General features: G+C 56.6%; 19 protein-coding genes. 16 read left to right on the forward strand and 3 right to left on the reverse strand.

Annotated features, from left to right (window positions below):
* The first annotated feature begins 84 nt into the window (after window positions 1-84).
* From G6L01_RS20330 to G6L01_RS20360, 7 genes are all read left to right on the forward strand, one after another.
* Entirely contained in the window at window positions 85-1,368 is a 1,284-nt protein-coding gene (locus G6L01_RS20330) for an ABC transporter substrate-binding protein (RefSeq protein WP_070165398.1), read from the forward strand.
* Window positions 1,369-1,423: 55 nt separating this feature from the next.
* Window positions 1,424-2,338, forward strand: coding sequence for a carbohydrate ABC transporter permease (locus tag G6L01_RS20335; protein ID WP_070165709.1), 915 nt, complete (start codon window positions 1,424-1,426; stop codon window positions 2,336-2,338).
* Window positions 2,331-3,212 (forward strand): carbohydrate ABC transporter permease, encoded by an 882-nt coding sequence (locus G6L01_RS20340; protein WP_070165399.1) that lies wholly within the window; start codon window positions 2,331-2,333, stop codon window positions 3,210-3,212. The genes G6L01_RS20335 and G6L01_RS20340 overlap by 8 nt, the downstream gene beginning before the upstream one ends.
* Window positions 3,213-3,240: 28 nt before the next feature.
* On the forward strand, window positions 3,241-4,269 hold the full coding sequence (locus G6L01_RS20345; RefSeq protein ID WP_070165400.1) for a Gfo/Idh/MocA family protein: 1,029 nt from the start codon (window positions 3,241-3,243) through the stop codon (window positions 4,267-4,269).
* Window positions 4,262-5,332, forward strand: a complete 1,071-nt coding sequence (locus tag G6L01_RS20350) for a Gfo/Idh/MocA family protein (RefSeq protein ID WP_070165401.1) — start codon at window positions 4,262-4,264, stop codon at window positions 5,330-5,332. The genes G6L01_RS20345 and G6L01_RS20350 overlap by 8 nt, the downstream gene beginning before the upstream one ends.
* Entirely contained in the window at window positions 5,332-6,426 is a 1,095-nt protein-coding gene (locus G6L01_RS20355) for an ABC transporter ATP-binding protein (protein WP_071205730.1), read from the forward strand. Before G6L01_RS20350 ends, G6L01_RS20355 begins: the two co-directional genes overlap by 1 nt.
* Window positions 6,427-6,512: 86 nt before the next feature.
* Entirely contained in the window at window positions 6,513-7,187 is a 675-nt protein-coding gene (locus G6L01_RS20360; RefSeq protein WP_070165403.1) for a spermine/spermidine synthase domain-containing protein, read from the forward strand.
* A 429-nt stretch (window positions 7,188-7,616) separates the two neighbouring features.
* Here the strand turns inward: G6L01_RS20360 and G6L01_RS20365 are convergent, their stop codons facing one another.
* Window positions 7,617-7,763: a DUF1127 domain-containing protein gene (locus G6L01_RS20365; protein ID WP_012653926.1), complete on the reverse strand. Its 147-nt coding sequence runs from the start codon at window positions 7,761-7,763 to the stop codon at window positions 7,617-7,619.
* Between the two features lie 345 nt (window positions 7,764-8,108).
* Here G6L01_RS20365 and G6L01_RS20370 point away from each other — a divergent pair, with 345 nt between their 5' ends.
* The 4 genes from G6L01_RS20370 (at window position 8,109) to G6L01_RS20385 (ending at window position 14,102) form a co-directional block, all read left to right on the forward strand.
* A complete protein-coding gene (locus G6L01_RS20370; protein WP_070165404.1) occupies window positions 8,109-8,966 on the forward strand; it encodes an SDR family oxidoreductase in 858 nt (285 codons plus the stop codon).
* Between the two features lie 527 nt (window positions 8,967-9,493).
* Window positions 9,494-11,260 carry a sensor histidine kinase gene (locus G6L01_RS20375; RefSeq protein ID WP_070165405.1) on the forward strand — a complete coding sequence of 589 codons (1,767 nt, stop codon included), beginning with the start codon at window positions 9,494-9,496 and terminating at the stop codon, window positions 11,258-11,260.
* A 314-nt stretch (window positions 11,261-11,574) separates the two neighbouring features.
* A complete protein-coding gene (locus tag G6L01_RS20380; RefSeq protein ID WP_070165406.1) occupies window positions 11,575-13,017 on the forward strand; it encodes a DUF7125 family protein in 1,443 nt (480 codons plus the stop codon).
* A 2-nt stretch (window positions 13,018-13,019) separates the two neighbouring features.
* Window positions 13,020-14,102, forward strand: a complete 1,083-nt coding sequence (locus tag G6L01_RS20385) for a sensor histidine kinase (protein ID WP_081344087.1) — start codon at window positions 13,020-13,022, stop codon at window positions 14,100-14,102.
* A 39-nt stretch (window positions 14,103-14,141) separates the two neighbouring features.
* On the opposite strand, the gene G6L01_RS20390 is transcribed toward G6L01_RS20385, so the two are convergent.
* Window positions 14,142-14,858 (reverse strand): Crp/Fnr family transcriptional regulator, encoded by a 717-nt coding sequence (locus G6L01_RS20390; protein WP_070165713.1) that lies wholly within the window; start codon window positions 14,856-14,858, stop codon window positions 14,142-14,144.
* Between the two features lie 107 nt (window positions 14,859-14,965).
* Window positions 14,966-16,024, reverse strand: a complete 1,059-nt coding sequence (locus G6L01_RS20395; RefSeq protein WP_081344088.1) for an MDR/zinc-dependent alcohol dehydrogenase-like family protein — start codon at window positions 16,022-16,024, stop codon at window positions 14,966-14,968.
* A 401-nt stretch (window positions 16,025-16,425) separates the two neighbouring features.
* Between G6L01_RS20395 and G6L01_RS20400 the strand changes: the two genes are divergently transcribed.
* The 5 genes from G6L01_RS20400 (at window position 16,426) to G6L01_RS20420 (ending at window position 21,602) form a co-directional block, all read left to right on the forward strand.
* Window positions 16,426-16,926: a YciE/YciF ferroxidase family protein gene (locus G6L01_RS20400; RefSeq protein WP_070165407.1), complete on the forward strand. Its 501-nt coding sequence runs from the start codon at window positions 16,426-16,428 to the stop codon at window positions 16,924-16,926.
* 182 nt (window positions 16,927-17,108) lie between these two features.
* Complete coding sequence (locus G6L01_RS20405) at window positions 17,109-17,633, forward strand: sigma-70 family RNA polymerase sigma factor (protein WP_070165408.1); 525 nt, start codon at window positions 17,109-17,111, stop codon at window positions 17,631-17,633.
* Window positions 17,634-17,836: 203 nt separating this feature from the next.
* Window positions 17,837-18,577 carry an IclR family transcriptional regulator gene (locus G6L01_RS20410; protein WP_070165409.1) on the forward strand — a complete coding sequence of 247 codons (741 nt, stop codon included), beginning with the start codon at window positions 17,837-17,839 and terminating at the stop codon, window positions 18,575-18,577.
* A 522-nt stretch (window positions 18,578-19,099) separates the two neighbouring features.
* Complete coding sequence (locus G6L01_RS20415; protein ID WP_081344089.1) at window positions 19,100-20,329, forward strand: MFS transporter; 1,230 nt, start codon at window positions 19,100-19,102, stop codon at window positions 20,327-20,329.
* Window positions 20,330-20,450: 121 nt separating this feature from the next.
* Window positions 20,451-21,602, forward strand: coding sequence for a SphA family protein (locus tag G6L01_RS20420; RefSeq protein ID WP_139190113.1), 1,152 nt, complete (start codon window positions 20,451-20,453; stop codon window positions 21,600-21,602).
* Window positions 21,603-22,118: the final 516 nt, after the last annotated feature.

Genomic DNA, 22,118 nt, shown 5'->3' on the forward strand with positions numbered 1-22,118 from the left:
TCGGGAGGGAGGTTTGGGCTTTAGCGCAAGCGATTTGAATTCATCTGGACGCGAATTCATCTGGATACTGGGGAGGAGACCAGAATGATGACAAAATTGAGCAGACGAGCCGTGCTTGCTGGCATGGGTCTGACAATGCCGCTGATCTGCATGGGTGCAGTTGGCGCAAGGGCGGCCACGAACCTGCGGTTTTTATGGTGGGGCTCCAAGGAGCGCAACGACCGAACGTTCAAGGTCATAGAGACCTATAAGACCAAGAACAGCGATACAGCCATCGCTGGCGAGTCTTTCGGCTGGGACAATTACTGGACACGTCTGGCCACCCAGACGGCAGGCGGCAATGCGCCCGACCTGATCCAGATGGATTATCGCTATATTTTCGAATATGCGCGGCGCGGTACGCTGCTTGATCTGACGCCCTATATGGGGAAATCGCTGAAAATCGACGATTTCGGCGCCGCTAATATCGATGCCGGCAAGGTCGGCGGCAAGCTCTATGGCGTCAATCTCGGCGTTAATTCCGTCACCGCACTCGTCAATAAGGCGGCTTGGCAGGAAACCGGCGTTGACGCGCTGCATGAGGGCATGACCTGGGAGGAATTCGGTGAGGCCTGCGCCAAGGTTTCCGCTGCCAAGAAACGTCGTGGCTTTTATGGAACGCAGGACGGCAGCGTCGGCGAAAGCAATCTGGAATGCTGGCTGCGTCAGCGCGGCAAGGCTCTGTATACGGCGGATGGCGCCATCGGTTTCGACCAGGCCGATATAACCGAATGGTTCAAATTCTGGGCCTGGATGCGTAAGATCAAGGCCTGCGTGCCGGCCGATATCCAGGCGCTTGACCAGCTCAATGTCGAAAACAATATGGTGACATTGAACAAGGCGGCTGTTGGCTTCGTCAATTCAAATCAGTTCATCGCCTTCCAGGCCGTCAACAAGGACCCGTTGACGCTGATGAGCTATCCCGAAACCAAGGGTGGCAAGCCTGGGCATTATCTGAAGCCGTCAATGCTGATTTCGGTTTCCGCCGCGTCCGCCAACAAGGACGCTGCTGTCGATTTCGTCAATTTCCTGGTCGAGGACAAGGATGCGGCATTGGCTCTGGGGATCGAGCGAGGCATTCCGGCATCGACGACCATGCGCGAGGCGCTGGAACCGACGCTGAACGACCAGTCCAAGGAAATTCTTGACTATATCGCCCGGCTGACGCCGCATGTCGGTCCGCTGCCGCCGCCACCGCCAAATGGCGCGGGTGAAAACCAGATGCTGATCAAGAAGATCGGCGAAGAAGTCGGCTTTGGGCGACTTTCGCCGGAAGACGGCGCGGCGAAATTTGTCGATCAGGCGGCTGCCAATCTGAAACGGGGTTGAAACCGTGAACACCACTCGCGATGGAATGGCCGGCACCTCTGGTGCCGCGCCAGTGATGCAGCATATCTCAACACCGTCGCCGTTCAGGGCCAGTCTGGCGCGCAATGCGCCGGGCTATCTGTTTCTCCTGCCCTGGTTCATCGGCTTTTTCGTACTCACGCTCGGCCCGGCCCTGTTTTCCTTCTGGCTGTCGCTGACCGATTATAATCTGCTGCAATCGCCAAATGTCGTCGGCCTGGACAATTATATCCGCATCGCCACGGCGGACGAAAAATTCATGTCCTCCATGCGGGTGACGCTGGTTTATGTGGTGCTGTCGGTGCCGCTGAAGCTGACCTTCGCATTGCTGGTCGCCCTGCTGCTCAACAAGGGTATTCGCGGCCTGCCGCTCTACCGGGCGGTCTTCTACTTGCCATCGCTTCTGGGCTCCAGCGTTGCGATTGCTGTGGTCTGGCGGCAATTGTTCGATGGTGACGGGGCGGTCAACGTTCTGCTTTGGAATACCTTCGGCATCGAAGGGCCAAGCTGGATCTCCAATCCCGATTACTCCCTCTATACGCTGGTCATCCTGGCTGTCTGGCAATTTGGCTCGCCGATGATCATCTTCCTGGCCGGTCTTCGGCAGATCCCGGTCGACATGTATGAGGCGGCCAGCCTGGATGGGGCTTCCAAAGTGCGGATGTTCTTCAAGATCACCCTGCCTTTGCTGACACCGGCGATCTTCTTCAATGCCGTGGTGCAGACCATCGATGCCTTCAAGGCCTTTACGCCGGCCTATGTGATCTCGTCAGGCACCGGCGGCCCGATCGATTCGACGCTGTTTTACACGCTCTATCTCTACCAGGAAGCCTTTGGCTATTTCCGGATGGGATATGCTGCAGCGCTTGCCTGGATCCTGGTGATCATCATCGCGCTGTTCACGGCCTTTTCCTTCCTGTCCTCGCGCTATTGGGTGCATTACGATGACTGATGCAGCACTTGCTTCCTCCCCGGACATCCATGCGCAGGAAAAACGGCGCTGGCCGGTGTCCCTTCTTCTGCATATCGTGCTGGCGGCAGCCTCGCTGGTGATGCTCTATCCGCTGCTGTGGATGCTCTCCGGCTCGATCAAGGACCAGAGCGAGATCTTCGGCCAGGCTTCACTGATCCCCTCGAAAGTGGATTTCAGCGCCTATATGCGGGGCTGGTTCAGCACCCAGGTCAGTTTCGGCACCTATTTCTGGAACTCGCTGGTCATTGCCGTGCTGACGGTGGTGGGCAATCTGTTTTCCTGCTCGCTGGCGGCCTATGCCTTTGCCCGGTTGGAGTTTCGGGGCCGCAATATCTGGTTTGCGCTGATGCTGGGGACGCTGATGCTGCCCTATCACGTCACGCTCATCCCCCAATATATCCTGTTTCTCGAATTGGGATGGGTGAAGACCATTCTGCCGCTCGTCGTGCCGAAATTCCTGGCGGTGGATGCGTTTTTCATCTTCCTGATGGTGCAGTTCTTCCGTGGTATTCCGCGCGAATTGGACGAGGCGGCGATGATGGACGGGTGCAGCCCCTGGCGGATCTATTGGCGGATCATGATGCCGCTCTCCCTGCCGGTGCTGGCAACGGCGGCGATCTTCTCCTTCATCTGGAGTTGGGATGATTTCTTTGGTCCGCTGATCTACCTCAGCGACATCAATACCTACACGGTACAGCTTGGCCTGCGGTCCTTCGTTGACTCCACCGGCACTTCCGACTGGAGCGGGATGTTTGCCATGTCCAGCCTGTCGCTGGTGCCGATTTTCCTGATTTTCCTGTTTTGCCAACGCCTGCTGATCGACGGTATCGCCACTGCCGGTCTGAAGCGTTGAGATGATTTTCTAATAGGAGCTTGCGACTATGAGTGCCTTGCGTTTTGCCGTTATCGGCATCAATCACGATCATATTTTCGGCCAGATCGCTTTCATGCTGGAGGCTGGAGCGGAGTTTTCGGCGTTTTTTGCAGAAGAAGATGTATTGGCCCAGGCCTTTGCTGCCCGCTACCCACAGGCGCGGCGCGTGGCCGACCGGCGGCAGATCCTTGAAGATCCATCGATTGCCCTGATCCTGTCGGCGGCCATTCCCGCCAACCGCGCCGAGATCGCCATCGCCGCCATGCGTCACGGCAAGGATGTGATGCTGGACAAGCCGGGCATGACGACATTCGAGCAATTGGAAGCGGTGCGAAAGGTCCAGGCGGAAACGAAGCGGATCGTTTCGATCCTCTATTCCGAGCATTTCGAGACGGCCTGCACGGTGGAAGCGGGCAATCTGGTCAAGGCCGGGATGATTGGCGAGGTCATTCACACGACCGGGCTTGGTCCGCATCGGCTGCGCAAACCACATCGGCCCGGCTGGTTTTTTGACCGGGCGCATTATGGCGGCGTGCTGATCGACATCGCCTCGCATCAATGCGAACAATTCCTGTTTTTCACCGGCGCCAAGGATGCGCAGATCCTGTCGGCCAGCACCGCCAACCGCGCCAACCCCGACACGCCCGGCCTTGAGGATTACGGCGATATTCACCTGACCACCGGCAAGGCCACCGGCTATATCCGGGTGGATTGGTTCACCCCCGATGGCCTGCCGACCTGGGGCGATGGACGGCTGTTTATCGTTGGCACGGAAGGCACGATCGAGCTTCGGAAATACCTCGATATCGAGGGCCGCCCCGGCGCAGACCATCTGTTCCTGACCGACAAAACCGGCACGCGCTATATCGATTGCAGCAAAACCGAGCGGCCCTACGGACGGCAATTGCTGGCCGATATCCGGGATCGCACCGAGACCGCCATGGGGCAGGAGCATTGCTTCAAGGCCATGGAACTGGCGCTGAAAGCCCAGGCTTTCGCGGATGCGGCAAAGCAGAAGGGCGCTGGCAATGTCTAAGATCTTCAACGTTGCCGTCATTGGCCTTGGCATCGGCGCCCGTCATATCCGCGAGGGCTATATGCCGAACGCGGATCTGTTCAAGGTCGCAACGATCTGCGATCTCGATCCTGCCCGTCTCGCCCAATTTGGCGAGGAATTTTCCGTTGATGGCCGGACCGATGATTTCGACGCCGTGCTCAACGATCCGTCCATCGACATTGTCGATATCTGCACGCCGCCTTCCACCCATTACGACCTGATCTTTAGGGCGTTGGATGCGGGCAAGCATGTGATCTGCGAAAAACCGCTTGTCGGCTCGCTTGCGGAGATCGACCGGCTGATGATCCATGAGAAGACCGCCAAAGGCCGGTTGATGCCGATTTTCCAGTACCGTTACGGCGACGGTGTCCACAAGGCGCGCCGGATTATCGAGGCGGGTCTGGCCGGTAAAGCCTATATCGCTACGTCTGAAACCCACTGGACACGGCTGTCGGACTATTACGCCGTGCCGTGGCGCGGCAAATGGGCGACAGAGCTTGGTGGCGTGCTGATGACCCATGCCATCCACATCAACGACATGCTGAGCTATCTGCTGGGGCCGGTCGCCTCGCTCTATGCCCGGGTCGCTACTCGCGTCAATCCGATCGAGGTGGAGGACTGCGTCAGTCTCAGCCTGGAAATGAAAAGCGGCGCCCTGGCAACCGTGTCGGCGACGTTGGGTTCGGCGGAGGAAACGTCCAGACTCAAGCTGTGCTTTGAACACGTGACCTTCGAGAGCAGCCACGCACCTTACCATCCCGGCGGCGATCCCTGGCGGATCATTCCGGCCAATTCGGAGGTCGGGCAAAAGGTCGACGCCCTGCTTGAGGGGTGGGTGCCGATGGCCCAGCTGTTTTCCGGCCAGATGCAGGCTTTCCATGCCTGCCTTATCAATGACACGCCGACGCCGGTCACGACGGAAGATGCCCGCCGTTCGCTGGAATTCCTCACCGCCTGCTATTGGAGCGCCAAACATAAGCAGGAGGTGCATTTCCCTGTTGGCAGTGACAATGCCTATTACGACAGCTGGAGGCAGAACTGATGGCGACAAGCGTCACACTGCAAAAGGTCTTCAAACGATATGGCGCGCTTGAAGTGATCCATGGTGTGGATCTCGAGATCACGCCTGGAGAATTCGTGGTGTTTGTCGGTCCGTCCGGCTGCGGAAAATCCACACTGTTGCGGATGATCGCCGGGCTTGAGCCGATTTCCGGTGGCACTCTGCTGCTGGATGGGCAAAGGATGAACGAAGTGCCAGCGGCCAAGCGTGGCATTGCCATGGTTTTCCAGTCCTATGCGCTTTATCCGCATATGACGGTTTACAAAAACCTGGCCTTCGGTCTGGAAACGGCAGGCATGAAAAAGAAGGATATCGAGCCCCGCGTCCAGCGGGCCGCCGATATCCTGCAGATCCAGCCGTTGCTGGGGCGCAAGCCCAAGGCTTTGTCCGGCGGCCAGCGCCAGCGCGTCGCCATCGGGCGCGCTATTGTGCGCGAGCCGAATATCTTCCTGTTCGACGAGCCCCTGTCTAACCTCGATGCCGAATTGCGGGTGCAGATGCGTGTCGAGATCGCCAAGCTCCATCAGAGCCTGGGCAATACTATGATCTATGTGACCCACGATCAGGTTGAAGCCATGACCATGGCCGATACGATTGTGGTGCTGAAAGGCGGTTATATTGAACAGGTTGGCGCGCCGCTTGATCTCTACAACAATCCGAAAAACAAATTCGTCGCGGGCTTCATCGGCTCGCCCCGAATGAATTTCATCGATACCCGCTTGGTCGAAGCCGGAGACAGAACCGCTGTCGAGCTGAACGGCAAGCCAGTCGATCTCGCTCGGACAAGCCCCGGCGCTCAGGTCGGGCAAAAAGTCAGCGTCGGGGTCAGGCCCGAACATCTCAGTCTGCGACCGGCCGAAATTACCCTTGGTGAGGCGCATGTCGATCTGGTCGAGCATCTGGGTGGGCAGACCATCCTTTATCTGTCCATGCAGGATGGTCAGTCGATTGCCATGGTGATGGAAGACCAGCAGGCGATCCGCAAGGGTGAGAAGGTGACGATCCATATCGATTCGAAACGTTGCTATCTGTTTGACGAAGCCGGTAACCGGGTGAACGGCGGCGTGAACCGATAGGTAGGATAGGAAGCAAAGGCTTTGCGCCTTGGTTGGCGGGCGTGGCTATGCTATTGGGCGGCTTTTAGAGGATAAAGAGACGCCCGATGCTTCCCTGGATACAGCTTGACAGTGCAGCCATTCCCGATGGCGGCGGCGATCTGCGCCTGAAGCAGCGCGGCCAGGAATTCTCGATCATGCTGGGCGCCAACGAACTGATGAACAGCCGGTTGAGCGGTTCGGAAGAGGCGCTGGCGACGCTTGCCTGTGAGAATATTGGGGCCTGCGAGAAGCCCAGCCTGCTGATCGGCGGGCTTGGCATGGGGTTTACCCTGCGTGCCGCCCTTGGCGTGTTGCAAGCCGATGCCCGCGTTACCGTTGCCGAATTGGTTCCGGCTGTGGTTGCCTGGGCGCGCGGGCCGATGGCGGAGGTTCATAAGGGCAGTCTCGATGATCCGCGTGTCGATATTCATATCGGCGATGTTGGCGCGCTGATCCGCTCAAAGCACGCCGCCTATGACGCCATTCTGCTTGATGTCGACAACGGTCCGGACGGATTGACCCGCGCCTCCAATGACAGCCTTTATAATGCCGCTGGACTGCGTGCCGCAAAAGCTGCCTTGCGGCCAAAAGGCGTGCTGGCCGTCTGGTCTTCTGCCCCGGATGCCGCCTTTACCCGCAGGTTGCGGGAGGCGGGGTTCGTGACCGAAGAAGTCCAGGTGCGCGCCAACGGTAAACGCGGCGGGGCGCGCCATCTGTTGTGGATGGCGGTCAACGGGTGACGTCAAGAGAAGATGCCAAAGACGAATGTCGTTGGCACTTTCAATCCATCGAGCAAATCATGTGCAATTGAAGTGCAAAAACCAAAAAAGCCTGCCGCGGGAGGAGGTGCGGCAGGCTTTTTAAAAAGGTGAACAGCGGCTGGGAGGAGGAGTGCCACCGTTCCATCGGACGCCCCTAGGGAGGAGGAGTGGGTCGTCCGAGAGACGAAGCTTTGCGGGAGGAGGATGCATCGCTTCGTTGAGATAGATAATACGCGACAAATGCCCAATTCATAGTCATTTTGTTGCAGTGCAGATATGCGCAAAATGCATGGGTATTTTGCGATGACGTGAGATCCAGATTGGGCGGATCTGCGTATGTCATTATCCCAGACGCAGAAACGCCCGCGTCATCGGCGGGCGTCGTTCAAGCAGCAATGTCGATATCGATCAACCGGCAACGGAGGCCCGGGCAACGCGACGGATGTCGCTACGTTCAATGCCAAGATCCTGCAACTCGCGGCTGGTCATGCGGCCAAGTTCGGAAACGGTCTGACGATACTTGCGCCAGTTGTTCAGGGAGCGTGCTACGTTCATGATAATGCCCTTTCTGAGGCCTGTCTGACGTCAGCAACCTTGGTTCGGTTCCGGCGTCGTTTCGATGTTTGGAATATAGGCGTTCTCTCACCTTCCTAACAGAGACAAGGTCTCACGCCACCCATGCGCCAAACGCATGAGTAAGCAATGGCGTTCTCTTTCGGAAATGTGGGGTCGGCTATCCTCAATGGTTCATACCCACATCGTTTATTCAGGTCACGAAATATTAAAATTCGGAACGGTGGCGCTTTCGCTTTGTTTTTAAGCTGTGAGCTTTTGAGAGTGCGGTTTTGATCCGCGCACTCGATTATCCAGCAATGATCTTTATAAATGAGAGGTGATCCGATGATCGATAAACCGACGCCGCCCTTTTCCAGGCAACAACAGTCTATTCCTGGGCTGACCCGAGACATGGACCCTGTACCGGATCATGGCGAAACCACCTATCAAGGTTCGGGGCGGCTTGCTGGCCAGAAGGCGGTGATCACAGGCGCGGATAGCGGCATCGGGCGGGCTGTGGCCCTGGCTTATGCCCGCGAGGGCGCCGATGTGCTGATCTCCTATCTCAGCGAACACGAGGATGCCGAGGAAACCAAGCGTCTTGTGGAAGAGGCTGGTCGCAAGGCCGTGCTGGTGGCGGGCGACTTGCAAAAGACCGACCATTGCCGCCTCATCATAGACAAGGCGGTTGCCGAGCTTGGTGGTATTGATATTCTCGTCAACAACGCCGCCCATCAAAAGACCTTCGAGCAGATCGAGGATATCAGCGATGAAGAATGGGAATTGACGTTCAGGGTCAATATCCACGCGATGTTCTATCTGACGAAAGCAGCCGTCAAGCACATGAAGCCCGGTTCGGCGATTATCAATACCGCCTCGATCAATGCCGATACGCCGAGCCCCACATTGCTGGCCTATGCCACGACCAAGGGTGCCATCCAGAATTTCACGGCGGGTCTTGCCCAGCTTCTGGCGGAAAAAGGCATCCGCGCCAACACTGTTGCGCCCGGCCCGATCTGGACGCCACTCATCCCGTCCACCATGCCGCCGGAACGGGTCTCGAGCTTTGGTGAACAAGTGCCGATGAAACGACCGGGCCAACCGGCTGAACTTGCAACGGCCTATGTGATGCTAGCCGACCCCCTTTCGAGCTATGTTTCCGGCGCCACCATCGCGGTCACCGGTGGCAAGCCTATTCTCTAGAGCATCGGACCGAAAGTTAAGAACCGGTTTTCGGATGAATCCGATGGCGAACAAAAACTTAGAGCATTGTTCCGATTCCTATTTTCGGTCCGATGCTCTAGCGGTCGTGGGGTGAGTTGAAGTCAGGTTTCCTGGTAAAGACAAACGAAAACAAGAGTCGCTTTCATCGGTCAGGTTCAGATTGAGCCTGGCCGAGCGTCGTTTTGGGGGGTGCTATTAACGGCGGATCGCCCTCTGCTGGCGGGATGACGGAAATGCATTGCCCCTCTATTGTCGCGGCAGGAATACCCGATAAACTGCGGCCTGATTCCTTGAGCTGAAAACTTGAGAAGAAAACCGTGCAGCGGGTATAAATCGGGGTGACGGGTTCTGTGCGTCCTGTGGAAGGCTTGAAGCGGTCGTGTCTTGGAGGGACGCCGTTTGTGCAGGTTCACTAGGCTTTTTGCGAACGGGCCTTTGTGCAGACGAGCCTAGTGCGAAGCAGGGGCCGGAAAGCGACTTGATCTCTTGGGGTGGGGAGGGGTGGCGTGAAAAAGAGACTGGTCGCTGTGGTCTTGACGGCGTTGTCACCGGCATTGGGAATGCTGGTTTACAACGAAGTGAGCACGCGTGCGGAACGCTATGCCGAAGTTCATCGTCAGGTATTCGAAACTGCCCGACAGGCAGCATCCGAGGTGAACAGCGTCGTGGAGGGCGTCAGGGCGCTTTTGATTGCCACCGCAGTTATTCCCGCCGTTGTCGGAGAGGATAAGCAGGCGTGTACCGACGTCCTGAAGTCGGTTGCCGCCAGGGTGACGCAGGTCCGCAATATCGTGGTTCTCGATCGCAACGGAAAACTGGTTTGCGATAATATGGGCTGGGAGGTCGGCAGCGACTTCAGCGATCGCGACTATGTTCGGCAAGCCCTTCGTTCCGATGCGTTATCGGTTGGCGATTACACGGTCAGCCGGATCTCGAATGCACCAATCGTGCCAATGGCACTGGCCATCAAGCAAGGCTCCGAGACGGTTGGCGTGCTGGCCACGGCGGTGCATCTCGAGTGGCTGGAACAGCGCATCGTTCAACGCGGCCTCCCGCCGGGCGGATGGATCACCATTGCCGACCGCAACGGTATCGTGCTTGCCCGCAACCCAGGGCCTGAAAAATTCGTTGGTACTCAGATAAGACCACCCTATCACACGCTGGTTCAAGCCCAGCAACCAGGCACGACGGAGCTTGTCGGTCAGGATGGGCTGCGCCGGATTATGGGTTATGTTCCTGTTTCAGCCGACAATCCATTTTATGTTAGTGCAGGGTTTTCGGCGGAACAGGCATTCGCGCCGATTGACCGGGCTTCTCTCTTGGGATTGGCGATGATCGCTGTGGGCGCAGGTCTCGCTCTTCTGGCAGCGTTTTTGATCGGAAATCGTTTCATCCTTGGTCCGATCAACCACATTGTTGCCGTTCTTCAGCGATGGCGCCAAGGGGATCTCGCGGCCAGAACCGGGATGACCGGGCGCTCCAGCGAATTGGGACAGGTTGGCGCCACGGTCGATAGTCTTCTGGACGAATTGGAAGCGCGCCGATGCGAAGCGGCGCGCGCCGAAGAAAACCGCAAACTTGTGGCCAGAGAGCTGGCGCACCGTGTCAAGAACACGATGGCGATGATCCAGGCCATCGCGAGGCAGACATTCAAGGATCGCTCCCAGGAAAATGGCGTTTTTGCCCGGCGCGTCGCAGCGCTTGCGGGAGCCTACGATATCCTTCTGTCGGAAGACTGGAAAAGTGCCGGTTTGCGCGATGTTCTTGAGCGGGCGCTTCAGCCCTTCGATAGCGAGGGCGACAGGCGGATTATTCTCCAGGGGGCACCCTGCACCTTGCCGCCGGAGGCTGCTGTCGCGCTATCGCTGATCGCACACGAACTTGCCACAAATGCTGTGAAATATGGGGCTCTTCGCGAACGGGATGGACGTGTCGAGGTAGAATGGTGGCAAGAGCAGGATCGGATCGAGCTGGAATGGCGGGAAGTAGACGGACCGCCGGTTGTTGATCCCACGCTTCAAGGGTCTGGTCCCCAAGCCTCTGGTCACAAAGGGGCCGGTGTCGAAGGATTTGGGTCGCGGTTGATCCGCAGTGCTTTCCCTCGCAGCCTGTCTCCCAGGATCAGCAGCGATTTCCGGCCCGATGGTCTTCGTTTCCATCTTTCCTTCGCTGTGGTCCAGTCGGGTTTGGTGTCGCAGAGGCCAGAGCGGTCCGAGACATCGCAATCCGATGCTCTGGGTACGCAGCAGACCCTCGCCGGCTTGGAGGCTTGAACAGCGGTCTGCGTCCGCCTGAGAGGTGGTTCGTCCTGAATGATCCGCCAAGCGGGGAGGGTTGTTTCCTCGATCTGGTTCTCCTCATTGGCCGATTTTGCGGATTTTATTGAAATTTTGCGCAAGACAAATATAAAGTCCCTACATCGCTCATCGCGGGCGGGTTTGGATCTGGGTGGACATTGACTTAAAGCTAAAAAATCCTGCCATAGAATTCCCGCAATCGTCCCGGGTTAAAGGAATTATGCGGCATCGAGATATTATTCCCCCTCTTTTGAACGATGCATTTGCCTGCATGGTCATGGAAGACAGATATGCCACCACGCAAAAAAGCTGCAGTTGCCAGCACGGGCATCGCAGGATTGGACGAAATTCTCCGCGGCGGATTGCCCTTACCGAACCTGTTCATGCTTCAAGGCGCTCCCGGATCGGGTAAAACCACCGCAGCCATACAGTTCCTGCGGGCCGGTGTTGAAGCGGGCGAGAGCTGTCTTTATGTGACGCTGTCCCAAAGTGCTGCCGAATTGCGCTCTATTGCGGTTTCCCATGGCTGGACGCTGGATGGTATTCATGTCGAGGAACTGTCGACGTCGGGCAGTATCGACGAGGCCGACGAGCAGAGCATTTTCATGACCGCCGACCTGCGGCTCGATGAGACCCGCAAGGCGATAGAGGCTGCTATCGATGAGCATAAGCCGCAGCGTCTGGTTTATGATTCGCTGCTGGAAATTCGGCTGATCACGGGCGACTCCCCCCGTTTCCGCCGCGAATTGATCGGCTTCAAGTCTTTCCTGTCGAAGCGAAAGGTTGTGGCGCTGCTTCTCGACACTCAATCGCCCGGTCTCGACCGTAGTGGCGAGGAGGTCGAAGGACTGGCCCATGGCGTTATCCGGTTCGACAAGTCGCTGGAAGAATATGGCGGTGTTCGGCGCCGGATCGAAGTGTCGAAAATGCGAGGCGTTCCGATTGCCGACGGTTATCATGACATGGCGATCCGCGAAGGCGCAGGCGTTGTCGTGTTTCCACGCATCATGCCCAGCACGGCGACAGAAGCGACCAAGCCGCAATTGATCAAATCCGGCGTGAGCGAGTTGGACGACATGTTCGGCGGCGGCCAGGAAGCGGGAACGACCACCCTGGTGATCGGTCAGGCCGGTACGGGCAAATCCACCATGTCGTCGCTCTATGCTACGGCAGCCCTTGAGCGCGGCGAAAGTGTCGCTCTCTTCCTGTTTGAGGAGCGGTTGGAAACGTTTTTCCGCCGGTCTGAAGGCCTCGGCATGCAATTGCGGCAGTTCCACAAGGATGGCAAACTGATCCTGCGCGATTTCAACCCGAATGAAGTCTCGCCCGGCGAGTTCGGCCAGATCGTTCAGGATGCCGTCGTGCAGAACAAGGTGCGTGTCGTGGTCATCGACAGCCTGACGGGCTATCTGAATTCATTGCCGCATCGGGAAAAGGCAGTGCGGGATATCCAGTCCCTGCTGAAATATCTAGCGAGATCTGGTGTCCTGACCATGCTGATCGTCGCCCAGCACGGGCTTTTGGGCCAGAATGTCGGCATTGACGTTGATGTCAGTTTCCTCGGCGATACGGTGCTTCTCTTGAGAATCATGGAGCATGAGGGCCGGCTGCGGCGCAGCATCACCGTGGTAAAAAAGCGCCACGGTCCGCATGATCTGGATGTCCGGGAACTGCTGATCGAAAGCGGTAGTGTCAGCGTCGTTTCCTATAACCCACTTCCTGATCCGAAATGACAATGCCATTGCCCCAGGAGGAACTGGCACAACGGGAACTGGCCCAGAAGGAACTGGCCCAGGAGGAGCTAGATTGGGTGCTGGTCTGCGCACCCTTTCGCAAGGATGCCGATTATGTCAGCGCGCTTTTGCGCGAACATCTGATCGAGGTTCGGGCAGTAACGGAGGCCAAATGCTTCGCCCAATTTCTGGAGGCGTCACCCGGGATTGTGATTGTTTCGCATGAGGCTCTGACGCCGCAGATCGTCGCCCTGACCGCCGAGCATCTTAGCCGGCAGCCGAACTGGTCTGAAGTGCCGATCATCGTTTTGTTGGAGCGGGGCGCACCGCTGATACGCATCCGCAACCAATTGCTCTCCGCCTGGCCGGGTGCACGGCTTTTGTTCTACACACGGCCGGTGGCGCCGCTGGAACTGGTCAGCGGTATCCAGTCCAACCTGCTGGTGCGCTTGCGCCAGCGGCAGGTGCGCGATTCCATCGAGCGGGAGCGGGAATTACGGGCCGAGCTTAATCACCGGGTCAAGAATATCCTGGCCACCGTGACATCGATCTTTCGCATGACACGGCGCGGTGCCGAAAGCCTTGACGATCTTGCGACGGATTTCAATGGGCGGCTGCTGGCGCTGTCCAATGTCCATACGGCAGTTTTCGAGGCAGGGGGCGAGGATGTGTCGCTGTCGGCTGTGGTTGATCTGATCGTCTCACCCTATGGCACCGAACGGATTGCCGTCGATGGCAGCGATCTGCTTGTCAGCCGCGAAGCCGGAACGACGCTGGCGCTTTGCCTGCATGAATTGATCACCAATGCGATCAAATATGGCGCCCTGTCTGTCCCGGAGGGGCGTGTTTCCCTTCGCTGGGCTGTTGATCGCGGTGAGAAGCCGACCTTCCACTTCCATTGGCAGGAAAGCAATGGGCCGTCTGTCCGTACACCGGCTCGGCAAGGCTATGGGACACGCTATGTTACCTCTGCCCTTGCATCGCTGTTTGCAGCGACGCCGGATATCCAGTTTGCCGAGAATGGTCTGGTTTGCAGCGCTGCCGGACCCTTTGCGCGGATCTCGCCTGCTTCAGTCTCCAGCTAACAGATATCTGCGTTCGCAGTCGTGCCGATATGCTCTTCGTCAAACCTCAGGCGGCAGATCTCTCAATGGCCCCAATAGCCGTTGATATTCCTGTTCCACGGGGCCATAAGCATCGGCGGCAAAGGCTTCGAGACCTGCTCTATCGCGAATGCGGATTGCCTTGCGTTCCGCATAAATCAATCTTTCGCCTTCCAACACATGCAAGGAGGCGGTGACGCTCGAGCGCCGCACGGCCAGCATGATCGACAGAAATTCATGGGTCAGCGATAATTCATCCCTGTCCAGCCGGTCGTGGCACATCAGGATCCAGCGTGCCAAGCGCTTGTCGATAGAGTGAATGGCGTTTGACTGGGCAGTGAAAGCCATTTGCATATTGACCACATAGGCCCATCGAAGCAGCAGGCGGCGCATGGGCGGCCTGCTATCCATCAGGTCAACCAATCGGCGTGTTTCCAGGCGCAACCCAGTGCCTGCGACCTGCATGATCACCCGGCAGGGATTGCGATCGCTATCCAGCAGCGCAGAGGCCGGCGACATGCCTTCGCGGCCAAACAGTCCGACCTCGCTCTGGTTACCAACCGGAGAAACGATCACCGTCGAGCCGACGCCCGAAACAGGGAAGTAACAGTATTGGTCGATGTCGTGCGGCTGCGACAAGACCAGCCCTTGCGGTAAATCGACAGGCTCGAGAGCGGGCGCGATGGCGGCGAGCTCATCCGGCGCCAGCAGCCCCAGAAGACGGTTACGCATAGGCATGTCTGTCTCCGTACCTGTTCGGGCACTATGGTCAGGGGCAAGGATCGGCAAGATTGAAACGGCGCGATCCTCAGCTGCGCGGCCATTTTTCAAAATTCTGTCATTCATCAATAGATCACCAGTGCTTTCATGAATCCATCCGGCTGGTCATGGGTGTCGATCAGCGCCTGACCCAACTCCTCCAGTCGGTAGCGATGGGTATAAAGGGGGGTGGGATCGAGCCTCCCATCCATGATTGCCGCCACCGCTTCAAGCATGCCATCGACGCAGATTTCTGGACTGATTTCTGGGCCGATTTCTGTGTTGCCTTCATCTGTCTGGATTACCGTGGCTCCGCGCGCTTTCCACCACTGCGAAACGCCTTCGCGGGGGTCGACCTGTTGGCGACCGGCCATGATCAGGCGGCCCTGCGTGTTGGTCAGTTGACCCGCCAGAGCAATCATCCTGGTCTCGCCGGTAATGTCGACGGCTCGGTCGCAAAGATATCCGCCCGTGAGCTTATTGACGGCTTCGATGATCCGCACAGGATCGTCCGTCGCGCCACGCTCGTCTATGGTAAACGCCTCTGCCGCTCCCATGCTCTTGGCAATCGTCACGGATGTCGGACGGAGCGAAATGGCAATAACATGCGCCTTCGCCCTCGATGCGAGCTGGATGAGGAGAGCGCCGACAAAGTCTATGCCGATAATGGCCACCCTTTGTCCGGCCTTGATGTCGCTACGGCGAAAGATGTTCATCGCTCGGCTCAGGGACCTGCCTGGAAACGGCATGCCATCCAGACGTGGCGGAAGGGAAATGACACTGTCTGCATCGGCCAGATGGTGGCTGGCATAAGCGGACCGGACAAGTGACGCAACCCGGTCTCCGACCGACAGGCTCCTGACATTGGGACCAATCGCGTCGATGATGCCCCATCCTTCCCCATCCAAGCCCACCGGTTCGACAGAGGTCAGCATCCGCCCTTTTCTATCAGGAGCTTGTCTATCATGAGAGAGAGGGGCGCAAGCGAGGACACCAAAGCCCTCCAGCCTCACTCGCACTTGGCTCCATCCGGGTTGGGGCAGAGTATGGGATACGATGTTGATCTGTCCCGGCCCGGTGACAACCGCTGCCTTCATCTCATAGGTATCCGGTTTTTCGCGATACGCTGCGGAAATCCTGTCCATCCGGTTCCTTCCTGTCATTCGCCCGGGCCTGCGACATTTACCAAGGGATTTGACGCTCTCGTCTTTGAGGCGCGGTCTTGGTCTGGACGCATGGTGTGGCGTGCCTGGTTTCCCATTGAACTTAGAAAACCCGCTCGGGTTCCCAAATCCGGTCAAACAAGTCCTGTCAAAGAAGGTGTTATTGAATATTTCGGTGCCATTGCGTTGAGCAGCTATTTACGGTGCCATTTCACCCGTTGGATCGTCTGCTGGATATTTCGGGGAACTTTTAGGTTGCAACCCTGGTTTGGGAAGGGTGGCTTACATGGAAGCCTTCAAAATGCTTCCCGATTTTTCACGCAGTTCCAGACGAAAGCCACAGCAAAGACGCCAAGGAATTGCACCATTCCCCGGAGGAAAAAATGGCTGAGAAAACATTGAACGACCTGTTCCTGGATACGCTTAAGGATATCTATTTTGCTGAAAAGCAAATCTTGAAGGCGCTGCCGAAAATGGCACGCGCAGCGCAATCGGAAGAGGGCCGGAACGCATTTCTTCATCATCGTGAAGAAACCCAGGGCCAGATCGAACGGCTTGAACAGGTCTTTGAACTTCTGGGCAAGAATGCCCGCGGCAAGACCTGCGAGGCAATCCAGGGCATCATCGCCGAAGGCGAGGAAATCATGGAGGATTTCAAGGGCTCTCCCGCTCTTGACGCCGGCTTGATTTCGTCGGCGCAGGCAGTCGAGCATTACGAAATTGCCCGCTATGGTACGTTGAAGGCCTGGGCATTGCAGCTCGGTATGAAGGAGGCCGCCGCCTTGCTCGATGCGACCCTGAAGGAAGAAATCGCTACGGACGAAAAGCTGACGGCTCTAGGCGAAGGTAGCGCCAACAAGAAAAGCGCACGCAAGGCAGCGTGATCGTTGGACGAACCTTTCGCCGTTGCGAAAGGTTTCTTCCCCAGAAAAGGCCGCCGGTGTGCGGCCTTTTTTGTCTTCATGAAAAGGATCCTGGTGGCAAACGTCACATTTCTTTGGTGCGGTAGCGTACAGAAACAACCTGGCCCTGTGCTCGTTGATGCCCGCAGAAGGAGATCTGTTTCATGGCAACTTTCGAGAACAGCGCTGGTACCGGCGGCGCGATGGCATTTACAACGGCTGTTCACACGGAAATAGAGGCGCATCTACCTGCATTGCAACGTTTCGCCAAACGGCTTGTCGGCCCCAATGGCGATGTCGAGGATCTGGTTCAGGATACCATTCTCAGAGCCTTGAACTCTTCCTCCCAGTTTCGAGCCGGTACGGCGTTGAAATCCTGGTTATTCACAATCATGCGCAACGCCTTCTATACGGCCTATAACAGGCGCAAGCGCGAGCATGTGGGAATGGATGAGGAGTTGAACCTGCGCATGGTGATGGAGCCACCACAGGAATGGGTGGTTTTATACGCCGATCTCGGTCTGGCCATGCAAGATTTGCCGGAGGCCTCGCGGCGTTCCCTGCTGATGGTGGCGAGCGGCGCAAGTTATGATGAAACCGCTCTTGCCTGCGGTTGCGAGGTGGGAACCGTAAAAAGCCGGGTCAATCGAGCCCGGAAAGCCCTGTCGGTGCATTTCAGTTTAGCGTAACAGATCCGGTATTTTTCAATCGCGCCCCAATTTGCGAGGAGAACTCAATTTATCGGCACAGTTTGAGTGCCGGTAGCTGGCAGGGTGCCACGGTTTTGCAGGAAATCAGAGGGCATTTCAGGCTGGCGATTGACTTGCCAGGCCTGAAATGCGAGTCAGAAATTGCCTGATAGTGGGATTCTTTCAGCTTTCTGAGGAAAAGCATGGCCGGACTGGGACGCTTTGTCGATATTTTGAGGCTATTCGACGAGAAGACGTCCGAGTGGACCATACAGGATATCGCTGAGCGGCTGGATGTGCCGGGCAGTACAGTCTACCGCACGGTACGCGAGTTGGTTGGGCAAGGGTTTCTTGATCCCTCCCGGGAAGGTCATTATCGCCTCGGCGCGGTTTTTATCGAATTTGATCGACGTCTTCGCCTTTCCGACCCGCTGATTCGCGAGGGCGTGCCTTTGCTGCGTGACGTTGTGTCGGCCGTTCAGTTTCCTTGTGTCGCGGTTATCGCACGGCTGTATCGCGACCAGGTAATTTGCGTTGCCGATGACCGTAGCCCCGCCACCGATATCGCCACCAGTTATGAGCGAGGCAGGCCCATGCCATTGTTGCGGGGTGCTACGTCGAAAACCATTCTGGCGCAATTGCCCCGGGCAAAGCTGAGCAAGATCATAAAAGGCGCGGAGGGCGTGGACCGGGCGTTTGACGATATTGCGTCTGAATTGGCCGCCATCCGCAAGCGCGGCTTTACAGTGACGCGTGGCGAAGTGGATCAGGGGCTTGTTGGTATTTCCGTGCCCGTCACCTGTGCGCAAGGGGCAATCAATGCCAGCTTCAGCCTGATCGTCCGTGCCAGCGATTTCGATGACTCCACTGAACGGCGGCTGGCGATGCTTTTGTTGCCAGCATCTTCAATCCTTGCTGACAAGCTAAATTCCCGTTGGTTTTGAAAGTTTTATACCAGCTGTGCTTGCCTCATATATTCGAAATAATGCACGTATAGTTAGAAATCCTTTCGATATTATCAAAATATAATAATTTTTGTTGACTAGCGATTTGATATTCCTCAATATGCAAAGAAATGAGGAGGTCCTGACGCAGTTGCGTTGGGAAGGGGAGGAGATTACGTCGCAGCACTGCTTAGCAATCGTATTCAACTTGATGGCCATGTTCACAATTCCTGGAGCCGGATTAGGCTTTAGGAGGGGTTGTTCATCAGCTTGAGAATGTTGCGGCGTCTTTGGTGTGACTGGTGATGCGTTCGGTGCGGTAGCTTCTGCAAGAGAGGTGGATCTGGTTTGGTCAACCCCTCAGCTTGGAGGCGATTGTGCAAGTTGAACTGGATCACCTGAATTCGCGGAACCTCATTTCAAAACAATACAGATTGTAGGGCAGGCTGCCCCGCATCGAATTTCTGTGTGCGGATTGCGGACCGGTCTTCAAGATCTGGTTATTTATGGAGGAGGATAGACATGCAAAGAGCCGCCGGTATACCTCAAGGCGTACTACTCATCTCAATGGCCTGGCTGGCGCCGATCGGATCGACATTGTTCGCGCCGGTCCTACCGCAGATCATCCAGCATTTTTCTTCGGTGGCGAATGCGTCGCTGCTTGCTCCGATCGCACTTGTTACGCCAGCTCTTTTCGTGGCGCTGCTTGCCCCGCTTGCCGGGATACTCGCCGACAGAATCGGTCGCAAGACACTGCTGTTTTATTCGATGCTGTTTTACGCCATTGCCGGCGTCATGCCAGCTTGGCTGGATAGCCTTTATACAATTATCGCGTCGAGAGTTGTGGTTGGCATCGCCGAAGCGGGGGTGATGACCGCAGGGACGGCCCTGATCTGCGATTATTTCGCAGGTGAACGTCGGGCGCACTGGCTATCTCTGCAATTCGGGTCGGCCTCGTTTGTCGCAACCGTCTGTTTCGTCCTGGCAGGATTTCTGGGTGGTTACGGCTGGCGCGTGCCGTTCCTGGTCTATGGTGCCACGGCGCTATTTATTCCGCTTATCCTGATGGTATTGTTTGAGCCGTCACGCACGACCACATCGAGCCGTCCGGCTGACATGCCTGCGGATGCGCGGGAAGCTGAAGGCAGGCTTTTCAATACGCGGTTTATCGTTTGCCTCGTCCTGACGATGATCTGCGGCATACTCTTCTACGTGATGCCGGTCCATGTGTCCCTGCTGCTTGCCGAGAGGGGCATTGTCGAGCCAAGCGTGCTTGGTCTTGCCAGCGCTGCCGGTTCTTTCGGCGTCGTCGCCGGAACCCTGTTGTTCCGGTCTCAGGCGCGGCGCTCCATCGGTGTGCTCTTGTCGGCGGCCATGGTGTTGCAGGGTGTCGGTTTCATCCTGCTCTACACCCAGACCTCATTGATGGGTGGAATCGCTGGCATGTTCATCAACAATATTGGTTGCGGTATTTCGCTGCCTCTGGTCTTGGCCTTCACCATGGCGCGGTTGCCGGATGTTTATCGGGGCAGGGCCTCCGGTATCTGGACGTCGATGTTTTTCATCGGTCAGTTCATTTGCCCCCTTGTTGTTGGCGGTGTCGTCGCAGCCTCTGGCGGAATGGTTGGGGCAATGGCGAGTTTTGCAGGCTTTACGCTGCTAGGAGCCGGCGTCTTCGCCATCTGGTCGATATTCGGCATGGCTTTGAAGGAGCCTGTCACCATCAAGCGTGAATTGGTCGGTCTTCATTGAGACGAAGCGAACCAGGCGAGGCTGAGTGCGCCCTTTGTGACGCGCTCAGCATTGCTTTAACACCCTTCTCCATACGCAACCTCTTAAATATATTTCTACCTTAAGGAGTTGCGATGTTTCTTTGCAAGCTTGGAGCAAGAAGAGGCGGTTAGGGTGCTCTGGGATTTACTATGGAGCGAATCCCGGAGCGATTCGACGGTGCCGGATTTGGGGTGGCCTATTATTTTGGCTGGGAAAGTGGGACAAGTTTATGGGAAATAGACGGTTAGATTTTGCGGTTCTGCTGATGGGCTCTTGTCTATTGGCTTCTCAAGGTGGGCAGGCCTTTGCTGCCGAATTTTATCAGACGTCCACACCGGGCGCTTCTACGGATATCAGGGCTGCCGAATTGCCGCCTGAGGCTGGCTTCTATGCGGTCGGCGGCAGTTGGGGCAGTTGGCGGAACTCTCTGCGAGACAATAGCGGAAATTCGATGTTCCCTGATACAAGCGAAAGGCTTTTTCAGGGGCAGTTGGGTGGGCTCTACGTCTATGACGGAGAGATTTTTGGCGGGCGAGTGGCGTCGTCTCTGGTCTTCGTTTACGGAGAGCACGATCTGACGATTACAAAAACAACGCCAGCCAATCTGTCTTCCAAAAATACCGGCTGGTTCGACGCCTATTCCGATATCTTCTTCTGGTCGAAGAGCTGGTATGAAGGCCCGCCTCCTGGCGCTCCTGGCCAACCCAAGCCCGCTGCTGATTTCATTCCGCCGATGCCGGTTGGCTTCACCCTGGGTCTTGGTGTTGGGGTCACCATACCAATGGGCTTGTTCGACAATGAGAAGGTTGGCAATCCAGGTTTCAGCAACTGGGTTCTGTCTCCAAACATTGCCATGACCTATCGAACCCGTCCTATTCTTTTGGAAGGGACGGAGTTTTCGACCCGTATCTTCTACAATCACAATTTCGACCGCGATGACTCGACGGGTGGTTACACTTATCGCGACGGTGATTATCTTTCTGCCGATTTCGCCGTCACGGAACGGTATAATCGATACCAGTTGGGTCTTGCCGGCAATGTCAAATGGCAGGTTCAGGATGATGATGGGTCTCCAGCCAATCCAGCCACAGACGGACGGCGGCATAAATCCATACGCCTCGGTCCCATCGTGGCGGTTGATTTTCCTTCACAGCGTGCGACCGTGACTATCAAATACCTGACGGATGTCTACAATAGGAATTCATTCAAGGGTGATTATCTGCAAGTGAACTTTATCAAAAAGCTCTGGTAATTGGCAGACGGCGAAGATCGTCCGAAGATCTTCGCCGTTTCTATCCTCTGAAGTTTTTCAGGGGAAAATGCCAATTCTTGGGCTTCGGAATCAATCCTTGTGAATACAGCACGACAGTCTCTTTTGGGAATTTATCAAGCGCCCATAAGAGACTGTCGTGCTTTAATTTTCTGCCTGCTTCTGTGAATTATAACCGATACAAGGAATTCACAGGCGGCCAGACCGAGTCGTTCGTTGATCACAAGATATTATGTGTAATTCATGCCGATGGTAGAGCGGATTGCCCGCCATTCGAACGCACGGACTAGCAGGTCATTCTGCTCAGAGATCATCATTCTTGTCACGTCAGGACATTGCTTGGATTGCCTCGTACGCTGGGGAGCGCTCAGCAAACCGTCTGTCAGTCGCTGATCTGAAAAATTACCGTCGCCAATCGGTCGGGCATGCAAATCAACGACCCCTCTGGTACATGCGAATTTTCTCATATAGTATTCGAACTAAGTAATTACCGATGAA

Source organism: Agrobacterium vitis (genome assembly GCF_013337045.2).
GTDB lineage: Bacteria > Pseudomonadota > Alphaproteobacteria > Rhizobiales > Rhizobiaceae > Allorhizobium > Allorhizobium vitis_B.